At 60.8% G+C, this 20,395-nt stretch carries 23 protein-coding genes; 12 read left to right on the top strand and 11 right to left on the bottom strand.

Annotation, left to right across the window (positions count from 1 at the left end):
* Positions 1-494 precede the first annotated feature (494 nt).
* Both BWQ92_RS21645 and BWQ92_RS21640 read left to right on the top strand, forming a co-directional pair.
* Entirely contained in the window at positions 495-1,445 is a 951-nt protein-coding gene (locus BWQ92_RS21645; protein ID WP_076803130.1) for a lipid kinase, read from the top strand.
* Positions 1,446-1,470: 25 nt separating this feature from the next.
* Positions 1,471-2,442, top strand: coding sequence for a pseudouridine-5'-phosphate glycosidase (locus BWQ92_RS21640; protein WP_236783025.1), 972 nt, complete (start codon positions 1,471-1,473; stop codon positions 2,440-2,442).
* A 25-nt stretch (positions 2,443-2,467) separates the two neighbouring features.
* On the opposite strand, the gene BWQ92_RS21635 is transcribed toward BWQ92_RS21640, so the two are convergent.
* The 5 genes from BWQ92_RS21635 to BWQ92_RS21615 form a co-directional block, all read right to left on the bottom strand.
* Positions 2,468-3,463, bottom strand: a complete 996-nt coding sequence (locus BWQ92_RS21635) for a CU044_5270 family protein (protein WP_076803126.1) — start codon at positions 3,461-3,463, stop codon at positions 2,468-2,470.
* A complete protein-coding gene (locus BWQ92_RS21630; protein ID WP_076803124.1) occupies positions 3,460-4,074 on the bottom strand; it encodes an RNA polymerase sigma factor in 615 nt (204 codons plus the stop codon). The genes BWQ92_RS21635 and BWQ92_RS21630 overlap by 4 nt, the downstream gene beginning before the upstream one ends.
* Before the next feature lie 101 nt (positions 4,075-4,175).
* On the bottom strand, positions 4,176-4,997 hold the full coding sequence (locus BWQ92_RS21625; RefSeq protein WP_076803122.1) for a hypothetical protein: 822 nt from the start codon (positions 4,995-4,997) through the stop codon (positions 4,176-4,178).
* Positions 4,994-5,563 (bottom strand): RNA polymerase sigma factor, encoded by a 570-nt coding sequence (locus BWQ92_RS21620; protein WP_076803120.1) that lies wholly within the window; start codon positions 5,561-5,563, stop codon positions 4,994-4,996. Before BWQ92_RS21620 ends, BWQ92_RS21625 begins: the two co-directional genes overlap by 4 nt.
* Positions 5,564-5,685: 122 nt before the next feature.
* Positions 5,686-5,985, bottom strand: coding sequence for a hypothetical protein (locus BWQ92_RS21615; protein WP_157365233.1), 300 nt, complete (start codon positions 5,983-5,985; stop codon positions 5,686-5,688).
* A gap of 232 nt (positions 5,986-6,217) precedes the next feature.
* On the opposite strand from BWQ92_RS21615, the gene BWQ92_RS21610 reads away from it, so the two are divergent.
* The 3 genes from BWQ92_RS21610 (at position 6,218) to BWQ92_RS21600 (ending at position 10,184) form a co-directional block, all read left to right on the top strand.
* Entirely contained in the window at positions 6,218-7,561 is a 1,344-nt protein-coding gene (locus BWQ92_RS21610) for a hypothetical protein (RefSeq protein WP_076803116.1), read from the top strand.
* A 235-nt stretch (positions 7,562-7,796) separates the two neighbouring features.
* Positions 7,797-8,492, top strand: coding sequence for a hypothetical protein (locus BWQ92_RS23710; RefSeq protein WP_157365232.1), 696 nt, complete (start codon positions 7,797-7,799; stop codon positions 8,490-8,492).
* Positions 8,493-8,696: 204 nt separating this feature from the next.
* Positions 8,697-10,184 carry a hypothetical protein gene (locus BWQ92_RS21600; RefSeq protein WP_157365231.1) on the top strand — a complete coding sequence of 496 codons (1,488 nt, stop codon included), beginning with the start codon at positions 8,697-8,699 and terminating at the stop codon, positions 10,182-10,184.
* A gap of 60 nt (positions 10,185-10,244) precedes the next feature.
* Here the strand turns inward: BWQ92_RS21600 and BWQ92_RS21595 are convergent, their stop codons facing one another.
* Both BWQ92_RS21595 and BWQ92_RS21590 read right to left on the bottom strand, forming a co-directional pair.
* Complete coding sequence (locus BWQ92_RS21595) at positions 10,245-10,799, bottom strand: hypothetical protein (protein ID WP_157365230.1); 555 nt, start codon at positions 10,797-10,799, stop codon at positions 10,245-10,247.
* A gap of 161 nt (positions 10,800-10,960) precedes the next feature.
* Entirely contained in the window at positions 10,961-11,401 is a 441-nt protein-coding gene (locus tag BWQ92_RS21590; RefSeq protein WP_157365229.1) for a DUF6278 family protein, read from the bottom strand.
* A gap of 253 nt (positions 11,402-11,654) precedes the next feature.
* On the opposite strand from BWQ92_RS21590, the gene BWQ92_RS24505 reads away from it, so the two are divergent.
* Both BWQ92_RS24505 and BWQ92_RS21580 read left to right on the top strand, forming a co-directional pair.
* Positions 11,655-11,786 (top strand): hypothetical protein, encoded by a 132-nt coding sequence (locus BWQ92_RS24505; RefSeq protein WP_257787657.1) that lies wholly within the window; start codon positions 11,655-11,657, stop codon positions 11,784-11,786.
* Positions 11,787-11,946: 160 nt separating this feature from the next.
* The gene (locus tag BWQ92_RS21580) at positions 11,947-12,528 is read left to right on the top strand and encodes a hypothetical protein (RefSeq protein WP_157365228.1); all 582 of its coding nucleotides are present in this window, start codon (positions 11,947-11,949) and stop codon (positions 12,526-12,528) included.
* A 312-nt stretch (positions 12,529-12,840) separates the two neighbouring features.
* Here the strand turns inward: BWQ92_RS21580 and istB are convergent, their stop codons facing one another.
* The 3 genes from istB to BWQ92_RS21565 all read right to left on the bottom strand — a co-directional run bounded on the left by istB (position 12,841) and on the right by BWQ92_RS21565 (position 16,641).
* Complete coding sequence (istB, locus tag BWQ92_RS21575) at positions 12,841-13,629, bottom strand: IS21-like element helper ATPase IstB (RefSeq protein ID WP_076797694.1); 789 nt, start codon at positions 13,627-13,629, stop codon at positions 12,841-12,843.
* A complete protein-coding gene (gene istA / locus BWQ92_RS21570) occupies positions 13,626-15,155 on the bottom strand; it encodes an IS21 family transposase (RefSeq protein WP_076797695.1) in 1,530 nt (509 codons plus the stop codon). Before istA ends, istB begins: the two co-directional genes overlap by 4 nt.
* 559 nt (positions 15,156-15,714) lie before the next feature.
* Positions 15,715-16,641, bottom strand: coding sequence for a hypothetical protein (locus BWQ92_RS21565; protein ID WP_076803102.1), 927 nt, complete (start codon positions 16,639-16,641; stop codon positions 15,715-15,717).
* A gap of 185 nt (positions 16,642-16,826) precedes the next feature.
* On the opposite strand from BWQ92_RS21565, the gene BWQ92_RS23705 reads away from it, so the two are divergent.
* The 3 genes from BWQ92_RS23705 to BWQ92_RS23900 all read left to right on the top strand — a co-directional run bounded on the left by BWQ92_RS23705 (position 16,827) and on the right by BWQ92_RS23900 (position 18,460).
* Positions 16,827-17,246, top strand: a complete 420-nt coding sequence (locus tag BWQ92_RS23705) for a hypothetical protein (protein WP_157365227.1) — start codon at positions 16,827-16,829, stop codon at positions 17,244-17,246.
* Between the two features lie 278 nt (positions 17,247-17,524).
* Positions 17,525-17,965: a hypothetical protein gene (locus tag BWQ92_RS21555; RefSeq protein WP_076803098.1), complete on the top strand. Its 441-nt coding sequence runs from the start codon at positions 17,525-17,527 to the stop codon at positions 17,963-17,965.
* A 279-nt stretch (positions 17,966-18,244) separates the two neighbouring features.
* Entirely contained in the window at positions 18,245-18,460 is a 216-nt protein-coding gene (locus BWQ92_RS23900; protein WP_076803096.1) for a hypothetical protein, read from the top strand.
* Positions 18,461-18,948: 488 nt separating this feature from the next.
* Here the strand turns inward: BWQ92_RS23900 and BWQ92_RS21540 are convergent, their stop codons facing one another.
* A complete protein-coding gene (locus tag BWQ92_RS21540) occupies positions 18,949-19,221 on the bottom strand; it encodes a DNA gyrase subunit A (RefSeq protein ID WP_076803093.1) in 273 nt (90 codons plus the stop codon).
* Between the two features lie 115 nt (positions 19,222-19,336).
* On the opposite strand from BWQ92_RS21540, the gene BWQ92_RS21535 reads away from it, so the two are divergent.
* Together BWQ92_RS21535 and BWQ92_RS21530 are read left to right on the top strand one after the other, a co-directional pair.
* Positions 19,337-19,615 carry a hypothetical protein gene (locus BWQ92_RS21535; RefSeq protein ID WP_076803091.1) on the top strand — a complete coding sequence of 93 codons (279 nt, stop codon included), beginning with the start codon at positions 19,337-19,339 and terminating at the stop codon, positions 19,613-19,615.
* The gene (locus tag BWQ92_RS21530; protein ID WP_157365226.1) at positions 19,603-20,037 is read left to right on the top strand and encodes a hypothetical protein; all 435 of its coding nucleotides are present in this window, start codon (positions 19,603-19,605) and stop codon (positions 20,035-20,037) included. Before BWQ92_RS21535 ends, BWQ92_RS21530 begins: the two co-directional genes overlap by 13 nt.
* The last annotated feature ends 358 nt before the right edge of the window (positions 20,038-20,395 follow it).

The following is a 20,395-nucleotide window of genomic DNA, read 5'->3' as shown; positions in this document are numbered from 1 at the left end:
GTGCTCGTGGCGGGTGTGCTTGGAACCGGGTGCGATCTCATTCCAGTCAGTGGTGCCGAAACGTGCGTTGACTGGGTTTGGTTTGAGACCCCGCAAGCACAATACGACAACGCCACCATGGTGCTGATCGGCAGTTCCGTGGGCGAGGTTGGCGAAACGAGCATTTACGGTTACGAGGCCACGACCCACCTCATAGAAGTTGAGCGGGTCCTCAAAGGCGACCCTGGAGACGGACGCCTCAGCATCTCATCCACTCCACAGACCTGCACTGGTGGCGAGTCATATCCGGAAGGCGACCCGCTTCAAACCGATCAACGGGTCATCATTTTTGCGACCCAGCGGGACAATGGGTGGTTCACCATGACGCCTGCCCAAGGAGTCTTACCTCTCCCGCCGGGGAAAGAGCCTCCCTTCCGGTAGTTCTCTCGAAGGCCTCGCAGAAGTTGCTCGACGCTCGCAGGGACTTCTCAGTTGGGCGGTCTAACATATCCGGCATGAAGGTTGCCCGAGACGCGCGCTCTGCTGCCGTGGTGATTAATGCCGGATCACGCCGGGGCGCGGCTGTGCACGGACCCGCGGTGGACAGGATGCAAAAAGCAGGAGTGCCGATCAGTTCCGTGCATCAGGTGGTGTCGGGGGCGGAGCTGGCCGAGACGCTCGATCGCGTGGTTGACGATGGCCACGACCTGATCGTGGTCGGTGGCGGCGACGGGACGGTGAGTTGCGCCGCTGGTCGGGTTGCCGGCACCGATGTCACGCTCGCCGTCCTACCGCTGGGCACCGCCAACGACCTCGCCCGCACGCTGGAGATACCGAATGACCTGGCTGGGGCATGCTCGGCCGTCTCAGACGGAAAGGTGGTCGATATCGACCTGGGCCGGGCGAACGGTCGGCCGTTTCTTAACGTCGCCTCCGTTGGCTTGTCGGCCGGTGTTACCCAGGCTCTCAGTCCCGCCCTGAAAAAGCGCATGGGGCCGCTGGCATACGGCGTCGCCACCCTGCGCGCCTACGGCCGTCACCGGCCGTTCCGGGCCCGGCTCGAGTTCCCCGAGGGGGACCGCGAGCCGTTGGAGCTCGATAACCTGCTGCAGGTGGCCGTCGGCAACGGCAGGCACTACGGGGGCGGCAGTATGGTCTCGCCGACGGCAGGGATAGACGACCACACTCTCGACATCTACGCCATCGAGGCGGCACCGCCGTGGGAGCATCTGAAGATCGCGCGGATGCTCAAGGACGGAAGCTTCATCAACAATGACCGGGTACACCACCTGACCACCCGAAGTGTCCGGGTGGCCACGGAACCCTCCCTGCCGGTGAACCTCGACGGCGAGCTGGCGACTGCCACGCCGACCGACTTCACCATCCAGCGCAACGCCGTGCACATCCTGGTACCGCAGAGCAGCACCAGCGCGTTGCTTGATGGACGGCGTGCGCCGCAGGAATAACCGGGCGGGCGCAGTGGGGAGTCCAGTGAGCGAGCAGAAGATCGAGTCATCAGTAGCCACAGGGAGACCAGCTATGTCATCGGCCCGCAGCAACGCCGCCATCCATGTAGCGGAGGAAGTGGCCGCAGCCGTTGCCGGAGGGCGTCCTGTCGTCGCTTTGGAATCGACCATTTTCACCCACGGCCTTCCCCGTCCACGCAATCTCGACGTTGCTGTCGAGGCGGAGGATCGCCTCCGTAGCCAGGGAGTCGTTCCTGCAACGATCGGTGTTTTCGACGGCGTTCCGACGGTGGGGCTCAGCCACGAGCAGATCTCGTCGCTTTCCCATGACGGGGGAGTGAGGAAAGTCAGCCTCCGGGATCTTCCTGTCGCTGCTGCTCTTCAGCTCCACGGCGGCACCACGGTAGCAGCGACGGCGTTTCTGGCCCACCGGGCCGGCATCAAAGTGTTTTCAACCGGCGGCTTGGGTGGAGTTCACCACGGTGCGGCAACATCTTTCGACGAGTCTGCCGACATGACGACGCTGGCCCGTACCCCGATCGTCGTCGTCAGCGCCGGCGTGAAGTCCGTCCTGGACGTAGCGGCCACCCTGGAACGGTTTGAAACGCTCAACATCCCCGTCGTCGGCTACAGGACCAAGAAGTACCCCGGCTTCTATGTTGCCGACTCGGGGTTTGAGATCGAGTATGCGGTCGAAACTCCTGAGGAGGTTGCGGCAATATGCAGGGCACGCGATGACCTGCGCCTTGAAGCGGCCATTCTCTTGGCAAACCCGATCGCAGAGGATAAGCAGTTCCCTCCGGCCGAGCTCGACGTCGTTCTCTCCCGGGCGTGGGCACAGGCAGAGGAGAAGGGGATCAACGGCAAGGACACCACACCGCTCCTTCTGGACTTTATTCAGCGCGCTACGAACGGGCGCAGCCTGAATGTCAATGTCGATGTCTACCGCGGCAACGTGGCCCTCGGTGGCGAAGTCGCCATGGCGCTGACGCGGTAACTGGAAGAAGCAGTTCGGGTTCCGTCTACTTTGGGGCTGAGTTAACGATCGTGTAGTCGACGGCGGTGTGCCCGACGATTTCGTTGGCTCCGAAACCGAAGGCTGCATAGGTCATGATGGTTCGTTCACCGATGACCAGGCCCGTGCTGGGGTCGATAATGATTTCTGCTCTTTGTCCGGCGCGAAGCGCTTCTGCTCGTCCGATGGCGATGCCCGTTTTGCCGTCGAAGTTGGTTTGCTCGCTGGTGTTGACACCGGGGATGAGCGCCAAGGCTTTGTAGAGGCCGGCGCGCAGGTCAGCGGGAATGAGTCCTGTCCTCAGAAGGTCGGTAATCCGGACGAAGTTGTCTTCGTCCCGGGAGGCCGACCCTCCTGTGTATCGGGAGTTGAAGTGGTCGTAGAGGGCTTGGCCGTCCCTGGGTAATGCGGCGATCTCCTCCGCGGAGAGCAGCGACCAGGGACCTCCTCCATAGAAATTCCCGTCCCTGCTTTTGATGACTTCTATGTCCGTCGGCACGGGGCCGGCGTCGCCCCAGTCGCGCCGGAGCACCCATTCCTCGGCACGGTTTCCGGGAACGTAGACGTCGATGGTCTGGACGTTCATCGAGTTTGTCTGGTTTCCCGCCGCGTCAATCCCGGAGACGAGCCAGTTCGCATGCGTGCGGACCATGAGGTACTGCCCTGGTTTCGGTTTCGGGTCGACAAAGCTAATCGTCCGTTCGGCAGCGTCCCGCAAAACGCCAGCCGCATGGGCGCTCTGGGCGATCACGGCGGTGTGACCGACGACCATGGAGCCGATAGCGGCCGCAGCTGCCGTGAGCAGGATACGCCGGGGCAGCCGGGCACGGGCACGTGCATGGTCCGTGGGCGCAGTGCTCGACTCGCGGCTCCTGGACAGGGGGTGCGGCTCTCTGTGTGGCCTGTATCTGGCAGGGTCTTCAGCGCCGGCGAGGGTTGGCAGCTCGACGAGCTGCTGGCGCAGGGCTTCCTGACGGTCTGTTTGGAACCGGAAAGTGTTCATGATGGTGTTCTCCGTCCAAGAATTGTCTGGGCCTCTGGCTCTTGCTCACGCACTATCTCGCCGAACAGAGCCCCAAGCCGTAATTTCGCCCGATGAAGCCTGGACTTCACGGTTCCCTCGGCTACGCCTAGCGCAACGCCGGTTTCCCGTGCTCCCAAGCCCTGAATCACACACAGTGTCAGCACATCGCGTTCCCGGGGTTTGAGCTGCGCGAAGGCTTCCCGAACGGCAGAAGACATGATTCTCGCGTCATCCGCTTCCGCCACGCCGTCTGCAATATCGGCCGCGTCCTCCGGGGCCGGAAGCTGACTGAGGAAGTGCCTGTAGCGCCGTTGCTGGCGGACGTGGTTACGCACGATGTTGTTGGCGGTTACTAACAGCCAGGGAAGCATCGAGTGACTGACCATCCGGATGTTGGCGCGCCGACGCCACGCCTCATAAAAAACAACGGCAGTTATCTCTTCCGCCAAGTGGGGAACGCCCAGGATTTTCAGAGCGTGACGCCCCACGCGTTCATGATGCCGGTCGAAAAGGAGCCCGAAAGCTTCACCATCACCGTTGATAACCTGGCGCCACAGCACCTCATCTGAAACATCCGATTCCCCACCCATACCTCATAGTGTCCGGCCATCGCATTCGGTTCCATGATTCGGGGAACCAATTTTCCCAAAGGCTTGGCGGCACACGCGGGGGAGTGTCGTGCCGACATCAATCAGAAGTCGAGTATTTGTTTTTCGGTGGAACCATTTTTGTAGGTCACTTTGACTGGCACTCCCTGATCGGAAGCGTTTTGCAGGTCGTTGCCCGGCAGCCAAAAGGCGAAGTGACCTTTCGCGACGGTTGCGGTCACCTCTTCCTTGGAAGCGCTGGTGTAGGTAATCGCTGCGACATCGGCTCCCACGCGACCTGACGCGAGGGAGATGGGCTTGTCTGCGATTGTTCCGGTTCCGAGTTGGGTCGGAGCAATAGCTCGTGCAGACAGTGCCGCCACGTTATTTGGTTTTCCGACAGAGCCGAACGACCCTTTCTCGAACCACGGTGCCGTGGCGTCCGTGGTACATGTTGCTTCAAAACCGTCAGGACCGCTGAGGAGAACCGTCACCCAGGCTCCCCGCCGCTCGGCAATGGCTACTTCCGCTGCTGAATGCTCGGCTGAGTACATGCCTCCGCCCACACGTTGTGTTGATCTGCGGCAGTCTGAGACGGCGTTGTCACGTTCTGAGCCGATAAGTGTCCCAGGGACTGCTGTCCAGGTGGCGAAGGCCGGGTCACCTTCTCCTGAGATCGCCGGCATGACCAGTAACGCGGCGGTGGCGGCTGCTGCCAGACCGCCAAGTGTGACAGCCCGTCGTCGCCGGTTCGCCTTGGCCAACTCGCGGCTGAATCCCCACCCGCTGCTGGATGCAGCGGGAGCTAGCCGGCAGCTCAGTATGCGGTTCAGGTCGGCTTGCGCCCGGGCAGGGTTCGACGGCGGGCTTTGCTCTGCTGCGTCCATCGAGCGGAGCAGTGTGTCGAGGTTCTGGTCACTTGTCATAGCGTTGATGCCTTTTCGGGTGTCGCCGCCGGAATGTCGGAAGCATGGTGAGGGAGGTGGTCAAGGAGGAGCCGCAAGGCCCGTCTTGCTCGGGTCAGTCGCAGACGGAAAGCCACGGGCGAGATTCCTAGGACTTTGGCTGCCTGCGGCGCGGCAAGGTTCTCAAAGACGGCGAGTCCCAGGGCTTCTTGATGGACTTCAGAAAGAAGCGCCCAGGCGCGGCCTAGATCGATGCGACTGCTGACCAGATCAGCATGGGAAGTGCTGAAACATTCCGGTGTTGTTTCAGCGAGCCGTACGCCTAGCGCTTGACGTCGTTGTTCTCCACGCTGAGCGTTCAGCATGAGATTCCGCGTGATTCCGAAGACCCAAGCCCGGGCATTGTTTTCATCCGCGGGCACTTCAGAGAAGCGCCTCCAGACGACCAGGAATGCCTCAGCGACTACATCCTCAGCATTCGCCGGCTCCGTTCGACGCTGAACGAACTTCAGCAGGTCGGCGTATGAGGATTCGTATAGCGACCGGAAGGCGTCCGCCCTGTCATGGGCCCTCGATAAATGACTCATACCCTATACCTGTCCGCCACCTGCCTAAGTGTGTCGCAAATGGTTGAGCACTTCTGAGAGTTACTTGGCAGGGGTGAGCCAAGAGTTCCCGCTCTCATCAGTGGGCCGTCGCCAGCAACCGCTTAGGTCGGGTTTTCGTCTGCAGGTTCCCGCCTGATCCGCTCCACATCCCAGGTGTCCAAATGACGCATTACCAGAGCAGCTGAAACAAGGCCCGCCGAAAAGGGCATGCAGGCCACCGGGACGAGCAAGTAAATCTGCGTTATGACGTAAAAGACGACGTTGGCACCGTTGTAGGTGAACGTGCCGATATTCTGCATGAACGTATTCGTGAAGAGCATGATGACGATACCGGCAATGCCCACGATAATTCCTGCCCGCAGCGTTCGCCGGTACATCACGGAAGTTCCTGTTTTAGCCATTTCTCCCCCCCACTACGGGCAGCTGGTGCCGCCGTTAATTCACCTAAGCATGCGGCAGGTTGACGTACAAGCAGTACGGCTTGGCAACGCTGCACCCTCCACGAGGAATCCCTCATGGCCGTGACCCCGGTGGTAAGACGGTTCGGAAGATCCCGATATCCCCAGCGCCACTCATCTTCCGCGTGCATGGAAGGATCGACACCGTGAATCATGTGACGGAAAGGAATGCTTGATGACATCCGCCAGCGCAGTAGTGCGCCCGGACGTCCAAGTGTGGGCGGCTGTCTGGAACCGGAAAATCTCCCGCAGGCGTCAGCTCTTCAGCTGGCTGACTGGATTGTCTGGAACTGTCGGGGCCTTCATTGCGGACCGCGGATGGGAGGCCATGGATGATCCGGCCTGGACCGGTGGCTACCGCTTCATCGACATGATAGGCGGCGCCAGCATCCTTCTCGCCGTCGCCTTCGCTGTCTTCGGGTGGATGCTCGGACGGTTTAGCGTCGCGGCCGCTCCCTTGGTCCTGGCCTTTGCCGCCGTGCCCCATACCTTGGACGGCTACGCCTCGGCGCCGCTGTGGTGGGCGGCCGCAGCCGTCGGGAGCGCGCTGGCTTTGGCCGCGGCCTGGAAGTCATGCCACGAGCTGCACCTCGTACATTCCCTGGCCAAATCCTCGCTGTCGGGACGATCAGTGGCGGTCGGTCCCGTCGCTGCGCAGGCCAGACAACGGGCGCTGCGGCGCGGCATGGTTGCCGCTCTGGTCCTGCCCTTGGCAGCGGTCGTGGCCTGGGCGGCCGCCTTCGCAGTTTTACCCGCCGAACTGGGCCGGACTTATGCGGAACTGGGCGAGGAATCATCCTCCACCATGTTCGCCACGGCTGCCGCCGCGCTCAGCGTCACGGGCCTCGCCGGGGTCATCCGGCAGATGTGGCGCATATACGCCACGCACCGCGTGGGAACGCGCCTCGTGTGGGAGATCCCTGTGAATGCGGGTCTCGCCTCGCAGTGGCCCCTCGTCATGAGGGAATCCGGTCTGGCCCCAGGCGACGCCCTCAGCCTCGCTGAGTGCGTGTGCCTGGCCGAATTCAGACGGGCATTTCCGGACACCGATGGCGATCTCCCCGAGGACGAGAGCATCTATGCCTCAGAGTATTGCCCGCTCCACGGGATCGACAGAATCAATGGTTTGTCTGCGGGCGAATTTGGTGCGCTGGCGGGGGAGTCGTGGCTGTGGGATTCCCAGTCGGGTCCGCCTGAACGGGTGGGCCCGGACAATCGGCGTCTGCTGCTGTACGGGTTCGCCGGGCATGCCTTCACCGGTATCCCCCTGAAAGCGAGGGCGGACTGCATCGACGCGCCCTTCCCGGAAATCGGGCAGGCACGCGAAACGCAGCCGGGGAAGGTCGTGCCCGACTGGGACAAGTCGGAACGTCCCGCGGCGGGCGTGCTCGATATGATTGACCTCCAACCCGCAGGGTACAACGGGACGGCCTACCGATACCGTCACGGCCGGGCCTGGTTCGAGGCGGCCGACACGGGGAAGCCGGCGACCGGCCGGCAGGGCAGCGAAGCACTCTGACGATACGCTAGGTCGTTTAGCCCCGCTGGAATCCGGCCCCACTGCATGTGGCCGGCTCGGGGTCAATGGAAGTGCGCTGGATGTCCATTTAGCCGCAGAATTCTAGGGTTCTGCGACAGGCTCTGACGAACTCTTTCGTTCGGTGCTTGTTTATTCAGTGGGCTGGTCTGATGATCATCACGTGTGCAAGGGGAGCGAAGTAGCTCGCTGGGAGCATGTGATCTAGGGGCGTAGCGTGGCTGGCTATCGGTTTCTTCTGTCAGGTCTGGTTCTTTCCGCCGTCGTTCTGACGGGGCTCAGCACCCCGTCAAGCACCGCCCAAACACCAGCTTTCGCTCAGTCGCCGTCTCTGCTCACTTCTCAAGGCTTTACTGCTGCTGCCGCCCTGCCGGGCATACAGGACGCCACTTCGGATCCGAATATTAGCCTCCCAACGAAGTCGCCCACTGGATCGGCGGTCACGTTGCCCGATCCTACGACGAATGAGGAAAACAGAGCGAATGAGGAATCGGATGCCATCGCGGCGATCGTCTCAGAGATGCCAGGATTCGGCGGAATTTGGGTGGATGAAGCAGGCATAACCCACGTTGCCGTGCAGCACGGGAAGACCCGGGACTTCGCAAAAGCCCTCGAGGAACGCCCAAAGGGAGAACACGTGCTCGATGAAGTCGAATTCTCCTACAAAGACCTTGTGTCACACGTGAACTCAATTTCAGGACAAATGGAAACGCTCAAGACGCATGGCCTGGATTTGCTGGAATGGGGCCCGGACGAGAAAAACAACACGGTGGGGATCTCCCTGCGGGACTACACCGAGGAGAAGGCCGCTTTGGCACATGAGGTTCTCGGCGAAGACATCATTGTCAGACCTGCAACAGTTGCCGGTGATGAGAACGACCTGTTCTCCAGAACGGGAGACTTCCCCCGCTAGCCGGATGGCATCTTCGCGCGGGCGTGACGGAGGCATCTCAGAATGCGAACGCTTCGCGGCACAGTTCGTCAGGTCTAGTCCACATGTCCCATTCGGGAACGGTTATGCACGGAACGCGGGCGAGTAAAGGTGCCGTTGAATGACGTTCATCGCCTGATGAGTGTTGGGAGGGGGACGGTGTTCATCTCTGCGAGACTGTAACGCATGAGGCCCAAGGTGACCACGAGTTCGCACAATGGCATTCCGACGCATTCCGTGGACACGGGCGGGGTTAGCACGGGGACTCTGGTGTTCGGCGTCGGCTTTCGCAATGAGCCGGTGACGCTGGCGGGCATTACTCACCTGGTCGAACATGCCATTCTCCGCATGGTGCAACCGGTTACCATGTCCCACGGCGGCGCGGTCCAAATGGACTCCGTCGAGTTCTATGCCTCAGGCGATCCCGACGACGTTGCCGAATACCTCAACGCCATCGCAGCCGCCGTCTCAGGTTTTTCGGCTGTTACCGAGGAAGATCTCGCACTGGAGAAATCGATCATCGCAGCAGAAGACCCTCGAGGATTCACTGCAATTTCCAGTGGATTGCTGACCAACCGGTTTGGAACGAACGGGCTTGGCGCAGGGCACCTTGGTTCTCCAACAATCACAAGTCTGAGCCGTGACGAAGCGATTAAATGGGCCAGGCAATGGTTTACGGCAGAAAACGCGGCCATAACATTTACCGGCCCCGTACCCGACTCGTTGAATATCTGCCTGCCGGCGGGCAACAGCGTCACGCGGCACCACTCGGCTCCCGTCATCACCACGCCCACCCTGATCAGATCCCAGAAGGAGGGGATAGCACTGTCTCTCCTCGTTCCGTTGAGGAATTCGACCTTCCTCGGAGAGGCGCTGCGATATGAGCTCCTCACGAGACTCCGGCACACCAGCGGCCTCATCTACTCGGTCGTGATCTTCACGACCGAAATCGATAACCAGTGCTGCCAGCTCGACCTCGTTCTTGACCCACTCGAGGCGAACATCACCAAGGCATTGCACGCCAGTGTTACCGCTGTCAGGGACGTGGCGGCAACTGGATTCAGGCAGGACGCGATGCAGGCCGCGATCCGCACCCTGCAGGCTGCACTCACATGGGACGACAGCCACGCTTCCGATTACGTCGATCAAATAGCAGTCAACGGCCTGCTCGGACGAACCACTCCAACCAGGCAGACAGTCCTAGATCGCGCCATGGCGATAACTTCCCCTGAGCTGACAGCAACCCTGGCAGCGGGCTTGGCATCGCTCATCGTCGCTGTGGACAAGAGCACCAAAATCCGCCACGCGGACGCCTCCGCACTGGGACTGACCCTGGACCCCTACGACATCTGGCAGCGACACAACAACAACGGAGATCCAAAGCCGCAAAGTTCCCCCGATGGGCAGAGCAGGTGGTTAAACAAGACATCCAAGGCAGCCCTTGAACTGACAGAAACCCACCTACTGAAGCTGGAATCAGGCAAAACTAAGTCCATCAAGCTTGCCGACATCGTCCTCGCGGGTGACCGCAGCTGCGGCTGCGTGTCATTGCTGGACCGGCGCGGAAGAAGCACCGAAATCCACACCGACGACTGGAAGAAAAGCAAGAAACTCCGACGCAAATTGCTCGGCGTCTTTCCGACTGAAATCGTCAGGAAATTCCCCGAAGAGTAAGGCATCAGGGACATCCCGTGTGACGTGAACGATGCCTGGAAGGAACCCCAGGTGGCACATCTACAGCGTGCTTTCCCTCAAGGCCCGGCTGTAGTCGGCTTCGTTGTTCCTGGTGTCCGCAGACACGACGAGGTGCTGGTGGCTGAGGCGATGGGCAAAATAGCCGCGGTATGGCAGGACGATAATGGTATCGATCCCGCTCTTCCATGCAGGGATAAGTGCTTGAAGACTCCTGCGTTCGGCATCTTGCGGAAAATTGGGCATCAGGCGTTGTTCCCAAGCCTGGTAAGCGTCTCGGTCAAGGCCCTCCCATTCGTACTGCTGCGTCCAGAAGGGCGGGATGAACGGGTTCAAGCCCTGACTTGGATCCTGGGAATCGCGCATCTCGGCAGGCGTGGGGTGATGTTCCCTCTCTTCGATCTCATACCAACTCAATGCTTGGTTCCACGTCGTTTTCCAGCGCTTATCCCACGTGGACGTATCTGCTGAGTGAGGCATTTGCGAACGTCCACAATCGGGTGCGGGCTGCAATGGAGGGATGTCCATGTCACCGGCTAGGGACCATGCCTCCCGGACAAAGAGCAAGAGCGTCAGGTGGTGCGGAAGATCATTCACTCGGATCACCATGTCGTGCGGCCACGGATTTCCCGGTACCAGCTTGCTCCATTGCATGTCGCACTACCCCCGATTCGACGAACGGCCCGAGCGGAGCCGTGCCTTAACAATGCTCGCGGTTAATTCGCCTGTAAACGCATCCGGCTCCGTCGGGGTTCCCTCTACGTTTCTTGCCTGACGAGTTCGAGGACGTGGGCATAGTTTTGTTCGAGGGTGGGCTCCGGGGTAGCCAGGCGCCGTAGCGCGACTCGGACGACGTCAACGGCAACTTTTCTGCTGACACGAACCAAGGGGTATTCCTCCTCGACTACTTCCCAGTGGGCTGCGGGAATAGTGTGCGTGAGGAGGTCTCCGTAGAACATCCCGACAGGCCGGGCAAGATCGGCCGGCAAACCATCATTGATGGCTTCATCAAGAGTGGCGAGGCTTTCTGCTCTGCGTAGCAGCGTTTGGCCTCGCACTTGGAAATAGCTGAGGAGGTCGTCGTATCCGCCGACGTTGGTTGGCGGGGGTACAGCATCCGAAGTGACTGGCTTATATTCTGCGTACCTTCTCGGCATTCCCGCTGGCAGTTCCTGCAGGGGTTCTTCTGAGCTGGTCATGTGGCTCATCCTAAGCGCACCCCTTTCGCGCTGGTCGTTGCCGGGAGCCGAACCTCAACCGGGTCGGTTAGCTTGGTCTACTCCAAAGGGGAAGCCGGCAGTCTCTTGATGTGAACTCACGGCCAGCCTAGTCTCGCCGTACGGTGTCATCCTATGAATTGGAGATCCCATGTTTCCGAAAAAAGGACAGGTCTGGACGTATCGCGAAAGAGCTAGATCCCTGAGTCTCCTGTGGAGCCTGGGATTCATAGGCATGTTTATTATTGGAATCTACTTCGCTTTTACTGCGTCCAACTGGATCGTTGTCATCCTGGCACTACTCGGCCTAGGTTTCGTAGCCATCTTCTTCTTCGGTAGTGAGCGCGAGCACCGCGACGAACCTTAACCCCCTCGCCGCACAAGTCGCTAGGTCTAGTCCTTTTCCTTCGGGAACCCGGGACCGGGAAAGATAGGCCTACTAAGGGACGACCCGCCTGAGAACCGTCTGACAAGGGGAAAGGAACCGGGGGATAGCCCTGGTGCGGAGGCGGCTGGAGAATAGCGTCATGGGCGGATCTATGTATATTCGCAGGGTCGATACCTCCGGTGATCTCTCCCTGCGGGGGCGGACGTCGGCTGAGCTCGAAGCCTTCGGACCCTATGCTGCCCGCACAGGCACCGAGGGGATCGAGTTGAACGGTGTGTCCGTCCCCATGGGGTCTGCGGCTGGCCAGGCGGTCATCGCCCACTTTGTCATAGTATCAGGGCCAGGTTCCGGCGCTGAAGTATCCGAGTGCCTGGTGACGTTCAAGCCCACGCGCCCCGGTCCCCATCACGCCGCCTTCCTCATCACGGCCCTCGCCGAAGAGTTGACCGAGTTCGCGAGAACACGGGTGCTTTCAGATTTTGCCGACACCGCTAGCTCCATCACCTTGGCCCAGGACATCCCATATGACCTGCACGTCGACGGCCACCGCGTTCTAGGCTGGGCGTTGTTCGCGAAGGGCGCCGCAGGAGTAGCGGTCGATCACCGTGACCGCGTTTTGATGTGGCTCGGGGCGGAGGACCGAACCGTTATTCCCGCGACAATCTATACAAGCGACAGCGGCAGGTTTGTGATTGGCGCGCGCCTCACTTCGACTGATTGACCTCCCCGACAGGTCCGAAGCCGCAGGCCAAAGTTCCTGGGAACAAGTCTGTCTGTAAGGGATAGTCAGGATGCGTCAAGAAGATGCGGGGCTTTCCTGACCGTCCATACTCGAGCGATAAAAACCGTCCATACTCGAGCGATAAAAAAGGTCCGTAAGAGGCCTGTCCGCTTATCGTCTGTCAATGGCCATTAGTTTCTGCCCGTGGGCGGCCAGTAGAACTGCCCGCTGGTGGCCAGTAAAACTGCCCGGTGATGGCCAATAGATCTGCCCACTGATTGGTTCGGCGGGATTGGCCATCGTCGGGTCTTGTTAGTTCAGTTGGGTGACTCCTTTTCCGGCGAGGGCCTGGGTGAGGCGGATGGAGTCGCCGCTGGTCTGGCAGACGTGGGCGTGGTGTAGGAGCCGGTCGACGGTTGCTGTGGCCAGGGTTTTGGGCATGAGTTCGTCGAAGCCGGCCGGGTGAAGGTTCGAGCTGATCGCAACTGAGCGTTTTTCGTAGGCGGCGTCCACGACCCGGTAGAGTCCTTCGGCCGCGTCGGTGGCCACCGGTAACAGTCCAATGTCATCGATTACCACGAGCTCGGCCCGCAGGATTCTGGTCACGGCGCGGGTGACGCTGTCGTCGGTGCGGTGGGCGCGGATCAGGGCGCCGAGGTCCTCGAGCCGGAACCAGGCCACGCGCATGCCGGCTTCGACGGCTTGCTGGCCGAGGGCTTCGAGGAAGAACGTTTTCCCGGTGCCGGAGGGTCCGCAGACGACGAGGTTTTCCCTGCGCGTGATCCATTCCAGGGTGCGCAGGGCCTGCTGGGTTGGGCCCGGGATGGAGGAGACGGCGGGGTCCCAGGCGTCGAAGGTTTTCCCGGTCGGGAAGCCTGCTGCCTTGCGCCGTGTGGCGAGCATGGACCGGGCCCGCCCGGCGGCTTCCTCGGCGAAGAGTGCCTTGATGATCTCGGCCGGTTCCCAGCGCTGGGCGCGGGCGGTCGCGATCAGCTCCGGTGCCAGGGCGCGGGCGTGGGGCATTTTCAGCTGCCGCATCAGCGCTTCGAGCTCGGCCGGCAGGGGCGGGGCGGTGGTGTTCGTGGTGCTGACCGGGCTCATCGGTTCTGCTCCCTTGTGGTAGTGGAGGGCGCGGCGCCCAGGCCTGCCCACGCGCTCGTGCCTTGGGTCAGGGAGCGGGTCTCGTCCGCGGCGTGGGTGGTGGTGCGTCTGACGTTCGCGTTCAGGATCGAGGCCAAGTCGCCGTGAGCGAAGCGGCCATAGAGTGCCGCGTCACCCAGGGCCCGGTCCACCTGTTCGGTCCCGGCGATTTTGGCCAGGGTCACGGCCTCGGCCATTTTCACGTTCATCCGCCCGGTCCCGGCGGCGGCGGCTTCGACCAGCCAGGTCGCGGCGCCATTGCCGATGCTGAGGAATTCGGCTTCGTCGGCGGTGCGGGCTTTGGGTGTGTAATCGCCCGGGATCCGGGTCCTGGTCCCGGGGAAGTGCTCATCGTTGATGGCAGGGCTGCCGGGCCTTGCCCGTTCGTGCCGGGCGACTTCGACCGGACCGCCGGGGCCGTGGTGGACGATGATGACCTGCTCGCCCGGGCCGGTGCCGTGGGCGCGGACGAATACCCTGGCCCCGAGCAGGTGCGCCGGGACGGAATACTGCGCGTTCTCGAACGTCACCATCGGGGTGTTCTCCGGGACCGTGCGGGCGAGCCCGAACGCGACCGTGTGCGCGGCCTCCGGAACCCGGTGCAACCGAGGCGCCTCCTCAATGAGCACGGCAGCCGGTTTACGCCGCGTGGCACGGTGCTCCCGGTTATTCACCTCGTCCATAAACGCCTCACACGCCTTCTCCAACTCAGCGAATGTGGAGTACTCGGCCCGCAGATTCGTATCCGTCGGCACCAGGTCAGCCTTGGCCAGCTTCACCGACGCCTCGACCCCGCCCTTCGTGGCAGGGTCAGCCGGCTGGCAGGTGAGCACGGTGACACCGTAATGCCGGGCGAAATCCAAGGTCTGCTGGTTCCGCACCGGCACCCCGGCCACGTGCGCGGTAGTCACCGTCTTCTCGTTATCGGTCAGGACATAGGTCGGTGCCCCGCCCAGGATCCGGAAGGACCGGTCCAGCGCGGCGAACACGCTCGGCGCGGTCCGGTCGCGCAAGGGGATCACGATCCGGAACCTCGAGAACGCCAGCCAGGCAACGAACAGGACTGTCTTCACCCCGCCGATACGCGGCCCGTCACCGAAGTCGTACTGCAGCCACATCCCCGGCTCCGCGATCCAAGGGCGGTGCACGCGCACATGGCCCAGCCGCCAAGCCGCTTTGACCTGAGCGATCGCCCGGCGGGTGGACCGCTCCGAGCCCTCATAACCCAAGGCGAGGAGCTTCTCGTGGGCTTTATCAGCACGGATCCGGCCCTTGGACGCCTCCACCCATTCCTCGATCTTGGGCAGGAACGCGTCCGTGACACGGTCACGCGGCGCCGGCTCAGCGATCGGCCGGCCAGCATCCCGCGCCGCAACATGCCTGGCAACAGTGTGATGGGAACAGCCCGTCAGCTCTGCGGTTGCACGCAACGACCCCGTCAGATCGTAGGCAGCAAGAATTTCCATGATTTCTCCGTCAGACTTCATACAGGGCCTCTTCCTGGGCGACATTCGATGCGACTAGACACCGTCATCAAATCCCGGGGAGAGGCCCCCGCCGCTTAAGACGCGGCAGAACAAGTAAGGAAGTGGGCAGATCTCATGGCCACCAGTGGGCAGTTCTACTGGCCGTCAGTGGGCACTTTCGTGGCCGCCTACGGGCAGTTTTTCATGGCCGCTAACAATCGTCTCGTATGCCGGTGATCACCTGGATTCGTTGTGCCTCCCGGGAACGTCTAGTGGGGCTTTCTTCTCAGCAGGGCGGGAAGGCCGCGGAGTAGTAACGGAGACATCTATCGCTCGCGGTTGTATGCTCCGAGCATGTCGGATCTAAGCGAGTCAGAGCCTGCCCCCGGAAAAAGCGTCAGTTCCCGACTATTGGCGGTGTGTATGCCGGGATCCTCGTTTTAGTCATGGGGATCATTGCGCATTTTTCTGACCCTCAGCCATTCTGGGCTGCCGTCAACGCAGTGGTGATTGTTCTAAGCGTCGCATTCACGTTAGCTAACCTAGTTGGGCTGTTTGTGCTGAGAAAACGCCAGCAAAGCTAACCCCGGCGTTCATTCACCCATCTGACTGAGGAACCCATCGGGGACCACTCCGCTTCGTCCGACTCATCGGGTCCCACCAGCCCGGACAGCAAGACGTCGAGGCAACGCCGGGACTCGGTCACGAATTGCTGCAGCATTGGCATAACGTCATAAACGGTATCCCGGTATGTGAGTTGCACCTTCATGGCTGGGCGGAGGATTGTTTGACCGATCGTTCGGATCGGAGCTCCCGCGTGAAGTGTCCCGAGCACCACACCGTCGCTGAATCTAACGTCGGAGAACATTTCAATACGGGGGACGGCCTGGTGATCGTGGTCCTCATACTCAAAGGAGCCTCCGAGGTTAATCTCGTGAATGTCAGCCGAGACAGTCAGGATGTCGCGGTGCTTGTCCTGGATGTCGAGTTCGTGAAGCATCGAGAGTACCGACACCCCTCCGGATTGCATGTAGGTGAACGGTTGCATAATCCGGAGCCGCTCCTGGAACTCAAGATTTATCTCGCCCACCCAGTCGTTGAAAGCCCTTTTCCACTGCTTCTCGTCAATGCAGATTGGAAAGTACACCGACTTGGGGCGTGTGGGCTCGGTGTCTTTAAAGTGCGCCATACCCCACGCAACAGCATCGAAGGCACTTCGAAGGTTGTGCAGGGCGTCACCGACATCGAGCGCCCAATCGTGCTTTGGGATTCCTCTGGGTGCTCGGGCAATGAGGTCGATTCCCAGGCGGTCCTCACGTAAGACTGCGTCTATCGAAACCGGGGCGCTTGCTTGCCACTCAACGAACTTGGCCTGGAGGAGGGCAACGTGCGAGTTCGCCCGAGTCCACTTGAGGTCGGGCCAGGTCGTGAAGTTGATGCCGCCGATGAGACGGATGGGTTCGACGAATGGCGCCTGGTCATCTTCTGCGGAAGCGTCTTGAGTCACGGGTCAAGCATGACAGACCCTACAGACAGCACACCGCGTATTGCGTTCGCACGAACTGCAGTAAGCAAGGCGTGCCCGGCGCTCGTAAGCCGGTGATGGCCCGGCCTTTGGTGCCGCCAGCGAACGTCTATCGGGTAACGAGATGGCCTATTGGGGGCGCCCCGGGATGCTGGCAGACTGACTCCGTGAACGAACGAACCGAGCCTCAAAGGATGAGCAAGCGTCCTAGAAAGAGCCGCGCGCTGGGCGAGCCTGTCAGGCCGGAATTCTTGGTCGATCTTCATGCGACTATTGATTCCGCAGTTGCTCGGAATAAGGCCACTGTCGTTGCAGCCCATTACTACGACGGTTGGGAAGCTGGCCATGAAACCGTCAACGGTTGGCGGACCCAGATTGCCTTGTTAGCCGACCCTGGAAAGGTGATGGAGGTTTGGTACGACAACCTCGATCATGACGTGTTCGTGTCAGGCGACGTTGAGTACCAGGAATGGACCTGGGAGTCAGGTGACGAGACCGCTCAACGCGAGTGCTTGAACGAGGTTGATCAGCTTGTTGATGTCTTCGCGCGCCGCCGACTTCCACAGTCAGGTCCGCACCCGAGCTGACTCCTGAAACGATCTTCGCTGCAGCAGGTATTCCCATACCCCGATTTAGCTGCCGGAAACAGCGACCATATGCAGGTAACGGGAGCACGGCTGAGGAACCCTCAACCGGGTCAGTTTCCTTGGTCCAGTCCATTAGGGCTCACTAGCGACGCAGCGTCTGCAGTTTGACCCTTCCGGGCCGTGAGACCGCTGATAGACACCTCAACGTTCGAAACGTGGTGCGCGGCGGTTCAATGCGCTACCCCTTCTCCCTCACCCGACTCTGAAAGACTCTGAACATGACCCGTGACATCAAGGCCATGCTCGATCGCGTCGTGCACGAGGTCTTCAAGGAAGACTTCGCCATCGTGAACCAGAGCTCCGACGAGCCAGCCCGCTCACCCAGTGTCCAGGTGAGCAGCCGTTCCCATGAGGATCGTCAAGCAGTCATTCGAGTCGATCCAGTGTGGGTGGAGGGGTTTATTCCCGAACTGAATGTTCAAACGGCCCTGCTAATAGACGACGGCGAAGAAGAGGACGATGACGAGTTGGAGGCCTACAGGGAGGCTGAACTGATGAAGCTTTGCCGTGTCATGCGTGCATATCTTCAAGGAGGTGGGCATGTAACGACGCGGCGTCGTCTCTTCGGGCGCGGTAACACGTTCGTTCTCAAGATTGAGGTGGACGGCTTCGAATGGCGCTTGGGTCAAAACTACTGGGCTGGTCCCAAGCCGATATAACTGAGGCGTCCGGCTTACGGACATGAGGGTGCTTTTGTGCTTTTCGTGGCCCGCTGAGCGATCGCCGGACTAACCCCTAGCGGCACGAGGCATTAGGTCTAGACCATGGCTGATGCCGCGAGACTTGTTGCCCGGGGTTTAGCGGCCATGCTTAGGGCTTTTGAAAGGTCATTTCGAATTGCACCCCGTAACCAATGGGCGTGAGAGCCAGCAGCAGACAGCGGCAGTGATTCGGGCTTAGAGTGTGGCGTGGCTGAACGGAGATCGAGGATCAGGCGTTTGGTATCGCTCGGCCTTGGCAGTGTTATTACCGCAGCTGTGGCTTCAATCTTCCTAATGGTGCTTAATGGGCGCCAACCCGACTCGCTTCCCCTATTCTTTGTCACCTTCCTGGCCATGTGGGTGATTTGGCTGTTGGCCATCCTGATAGTCAACCGGCTCATTCAAGCTATGGCGGCGGCGGGGATGGACGGAAGTCTGGGTTCGTTCGCCTGAGCCGTTGCCTGGCGGTCTGGTCAATAGCTGGATGCGGGGACTGATTTCAGTGCGCGCACCGCTCGTGGACTTCGTGACGGATGAGTCCCGGGAGGGAGCCTGGATCAAGCCTGCGAGCTTCCTTGTCAACGGCCGAATGTCTCCAGACCGTACACAGTTGGAGGTGCGGGATTACTTGGCGGTCAACTTCGGTCCGGGGCTCCGAGTGGTCTCCCTCCAGACAACATATGGACCCATCGATGTGGCCGGATACCCAGAGGCGTTGGACCAGTTCGAGGCAGAATTGTTCGGGTCCGTAAACCGCTAATCAGACTTTGGCGCACCACCGTTTTTACGAGGTTGGACTACGGCAAATCGTGCCCTCCGCTAGCCGAGCCTCAAGCGGGCCAGTTTCCTTGGTCTACTCCAAAAGGGGAAGTCGGATCGCTGAGCCGCAGCACCTTGTCGGAGGACGAGGAACCTAATGATCGACGGAGAACACGGAGTCCTTAGCGGCCATCAGGCAACTTTGATCTAAGTTCTTCTGCCTCGGAAGCGAGCCTCTGACGGTGGTCTCGGGTGAATCTTCTAACCTGCATGTCAAGGACGGCCCGGCTGCCCAACTCTCCCACACCCAACAGCTGACCTACCCGACGTCTTGCTTCGTCCACGTCCTCTGAATCCTCAATCATCTGAAAGACCTCGTCACGCCGATCCACCGCCCGTACGAGGGCATCGACGATCATCAAGTGGTCCCTTGTCCGCCGCTCATCCTCATTCATGCGGTGATTCTTGCACGACGGAAGTCATTGGGGCATTGCGTCGGTTCAGGATGGTCACTTGGCGCTCAATCCTTCAGGAACCTCCACCGGACCTGTCTGGCCCTAGAATGACCGAATGGACGCCAGAACGCAGGACTACCGACGTCTGCGGCGTGCGGTCACTGAGTGCGTCAATGCCCACGACCTGCTCGGGGTTTTGGACGATGCACCTCCCGACGAATACGACCCTGAAATCGAAGACTTCACGCGCCTAATCGCCAAAGGTCAACCCATGACTCCGGAGGTAGTCGCCGGCGTCTGCCACAAGTGGTTCGGCGACAGCAAGAAACCCACGCCCAGAATCACCGCTCTGGCCAACGACCTCCGAAGGGTCCAGCTCGAATGGAATGGTTGAATAAGTGGTTCGACGACACGGATTGGCCAAAGGACCCGCGCCTGGACGAGTTTCGGGATGCTGTGTGGGAGCTGTCCCTGGACGGTGAGCCCATGGGGTGGGTGACCACCGGGGTCGCTCCAATGCGATCGTTCCCCTTCCTCTGGCTCAGGGAGGAGTGCATGTGGACGCAGGTGCACTGGCTGAGCGGTGAGCACGAGTACCTCGAAGAGGACTACGGTCCTGAATGGCATGTCGCAGAGGAATTGCGACGCGGGCACTTTGTCACCCTCGATCCTTCAACCAGCCAGGAAGCAACCTTCGAGGCAGCCGCCGTAACGGGACCCAACGTGGTCGCCTGTGGGCGCAGTTGGATCACGGCGTGGAACCGCATAGCCGGAATTAGGAACCCCTCGCTCCGCCATTTCCACATTCCCCAATAATGCAGGATCCGGTTACGGGCGGGCTCCCGCTCAGTAACCCTTCACGGCACAGGTCGGTAGGTCTAGTCCATTTTTGGACGGGGACTGTCTTCGGTACGACGGGCGCCATGAGCGGCATGCGGGAGATCGGACCCTTTTGAAAGCCACGTGGTTGCTTGGAGCTAATTGGCAGCTCTTCCTTTTCCACCTGTAGTCTTCCCCCTCATGGGCAGTCATTCAGGAGCTCCTGCTGGAGGAGAGCAAAGAGTACCGGTCGAGCAAGTACTCAATGGGTTGGAAGTGCATCCGCTCGAACAGGGCGAGACAGCGCTGGAGACCTTCATCCTCCTCAAAGTTCTGGACCGTGATGGTGACATTT

Origin of the sequence: Arthrobacter sp. QXT-31 (genome assembly GCF_001969265.1) — a bacterium.
Lineage (GTDB): Bacteria > Actinomycetota > Actinomycetes > Actinomycetales > Micrococcaceae > Arthrobacter.
The sequence above is the reverse complement of the archived record's forward strand: the minus strand, read 5'-3'. Positions and strand labels throughout refer to the sequence as shown.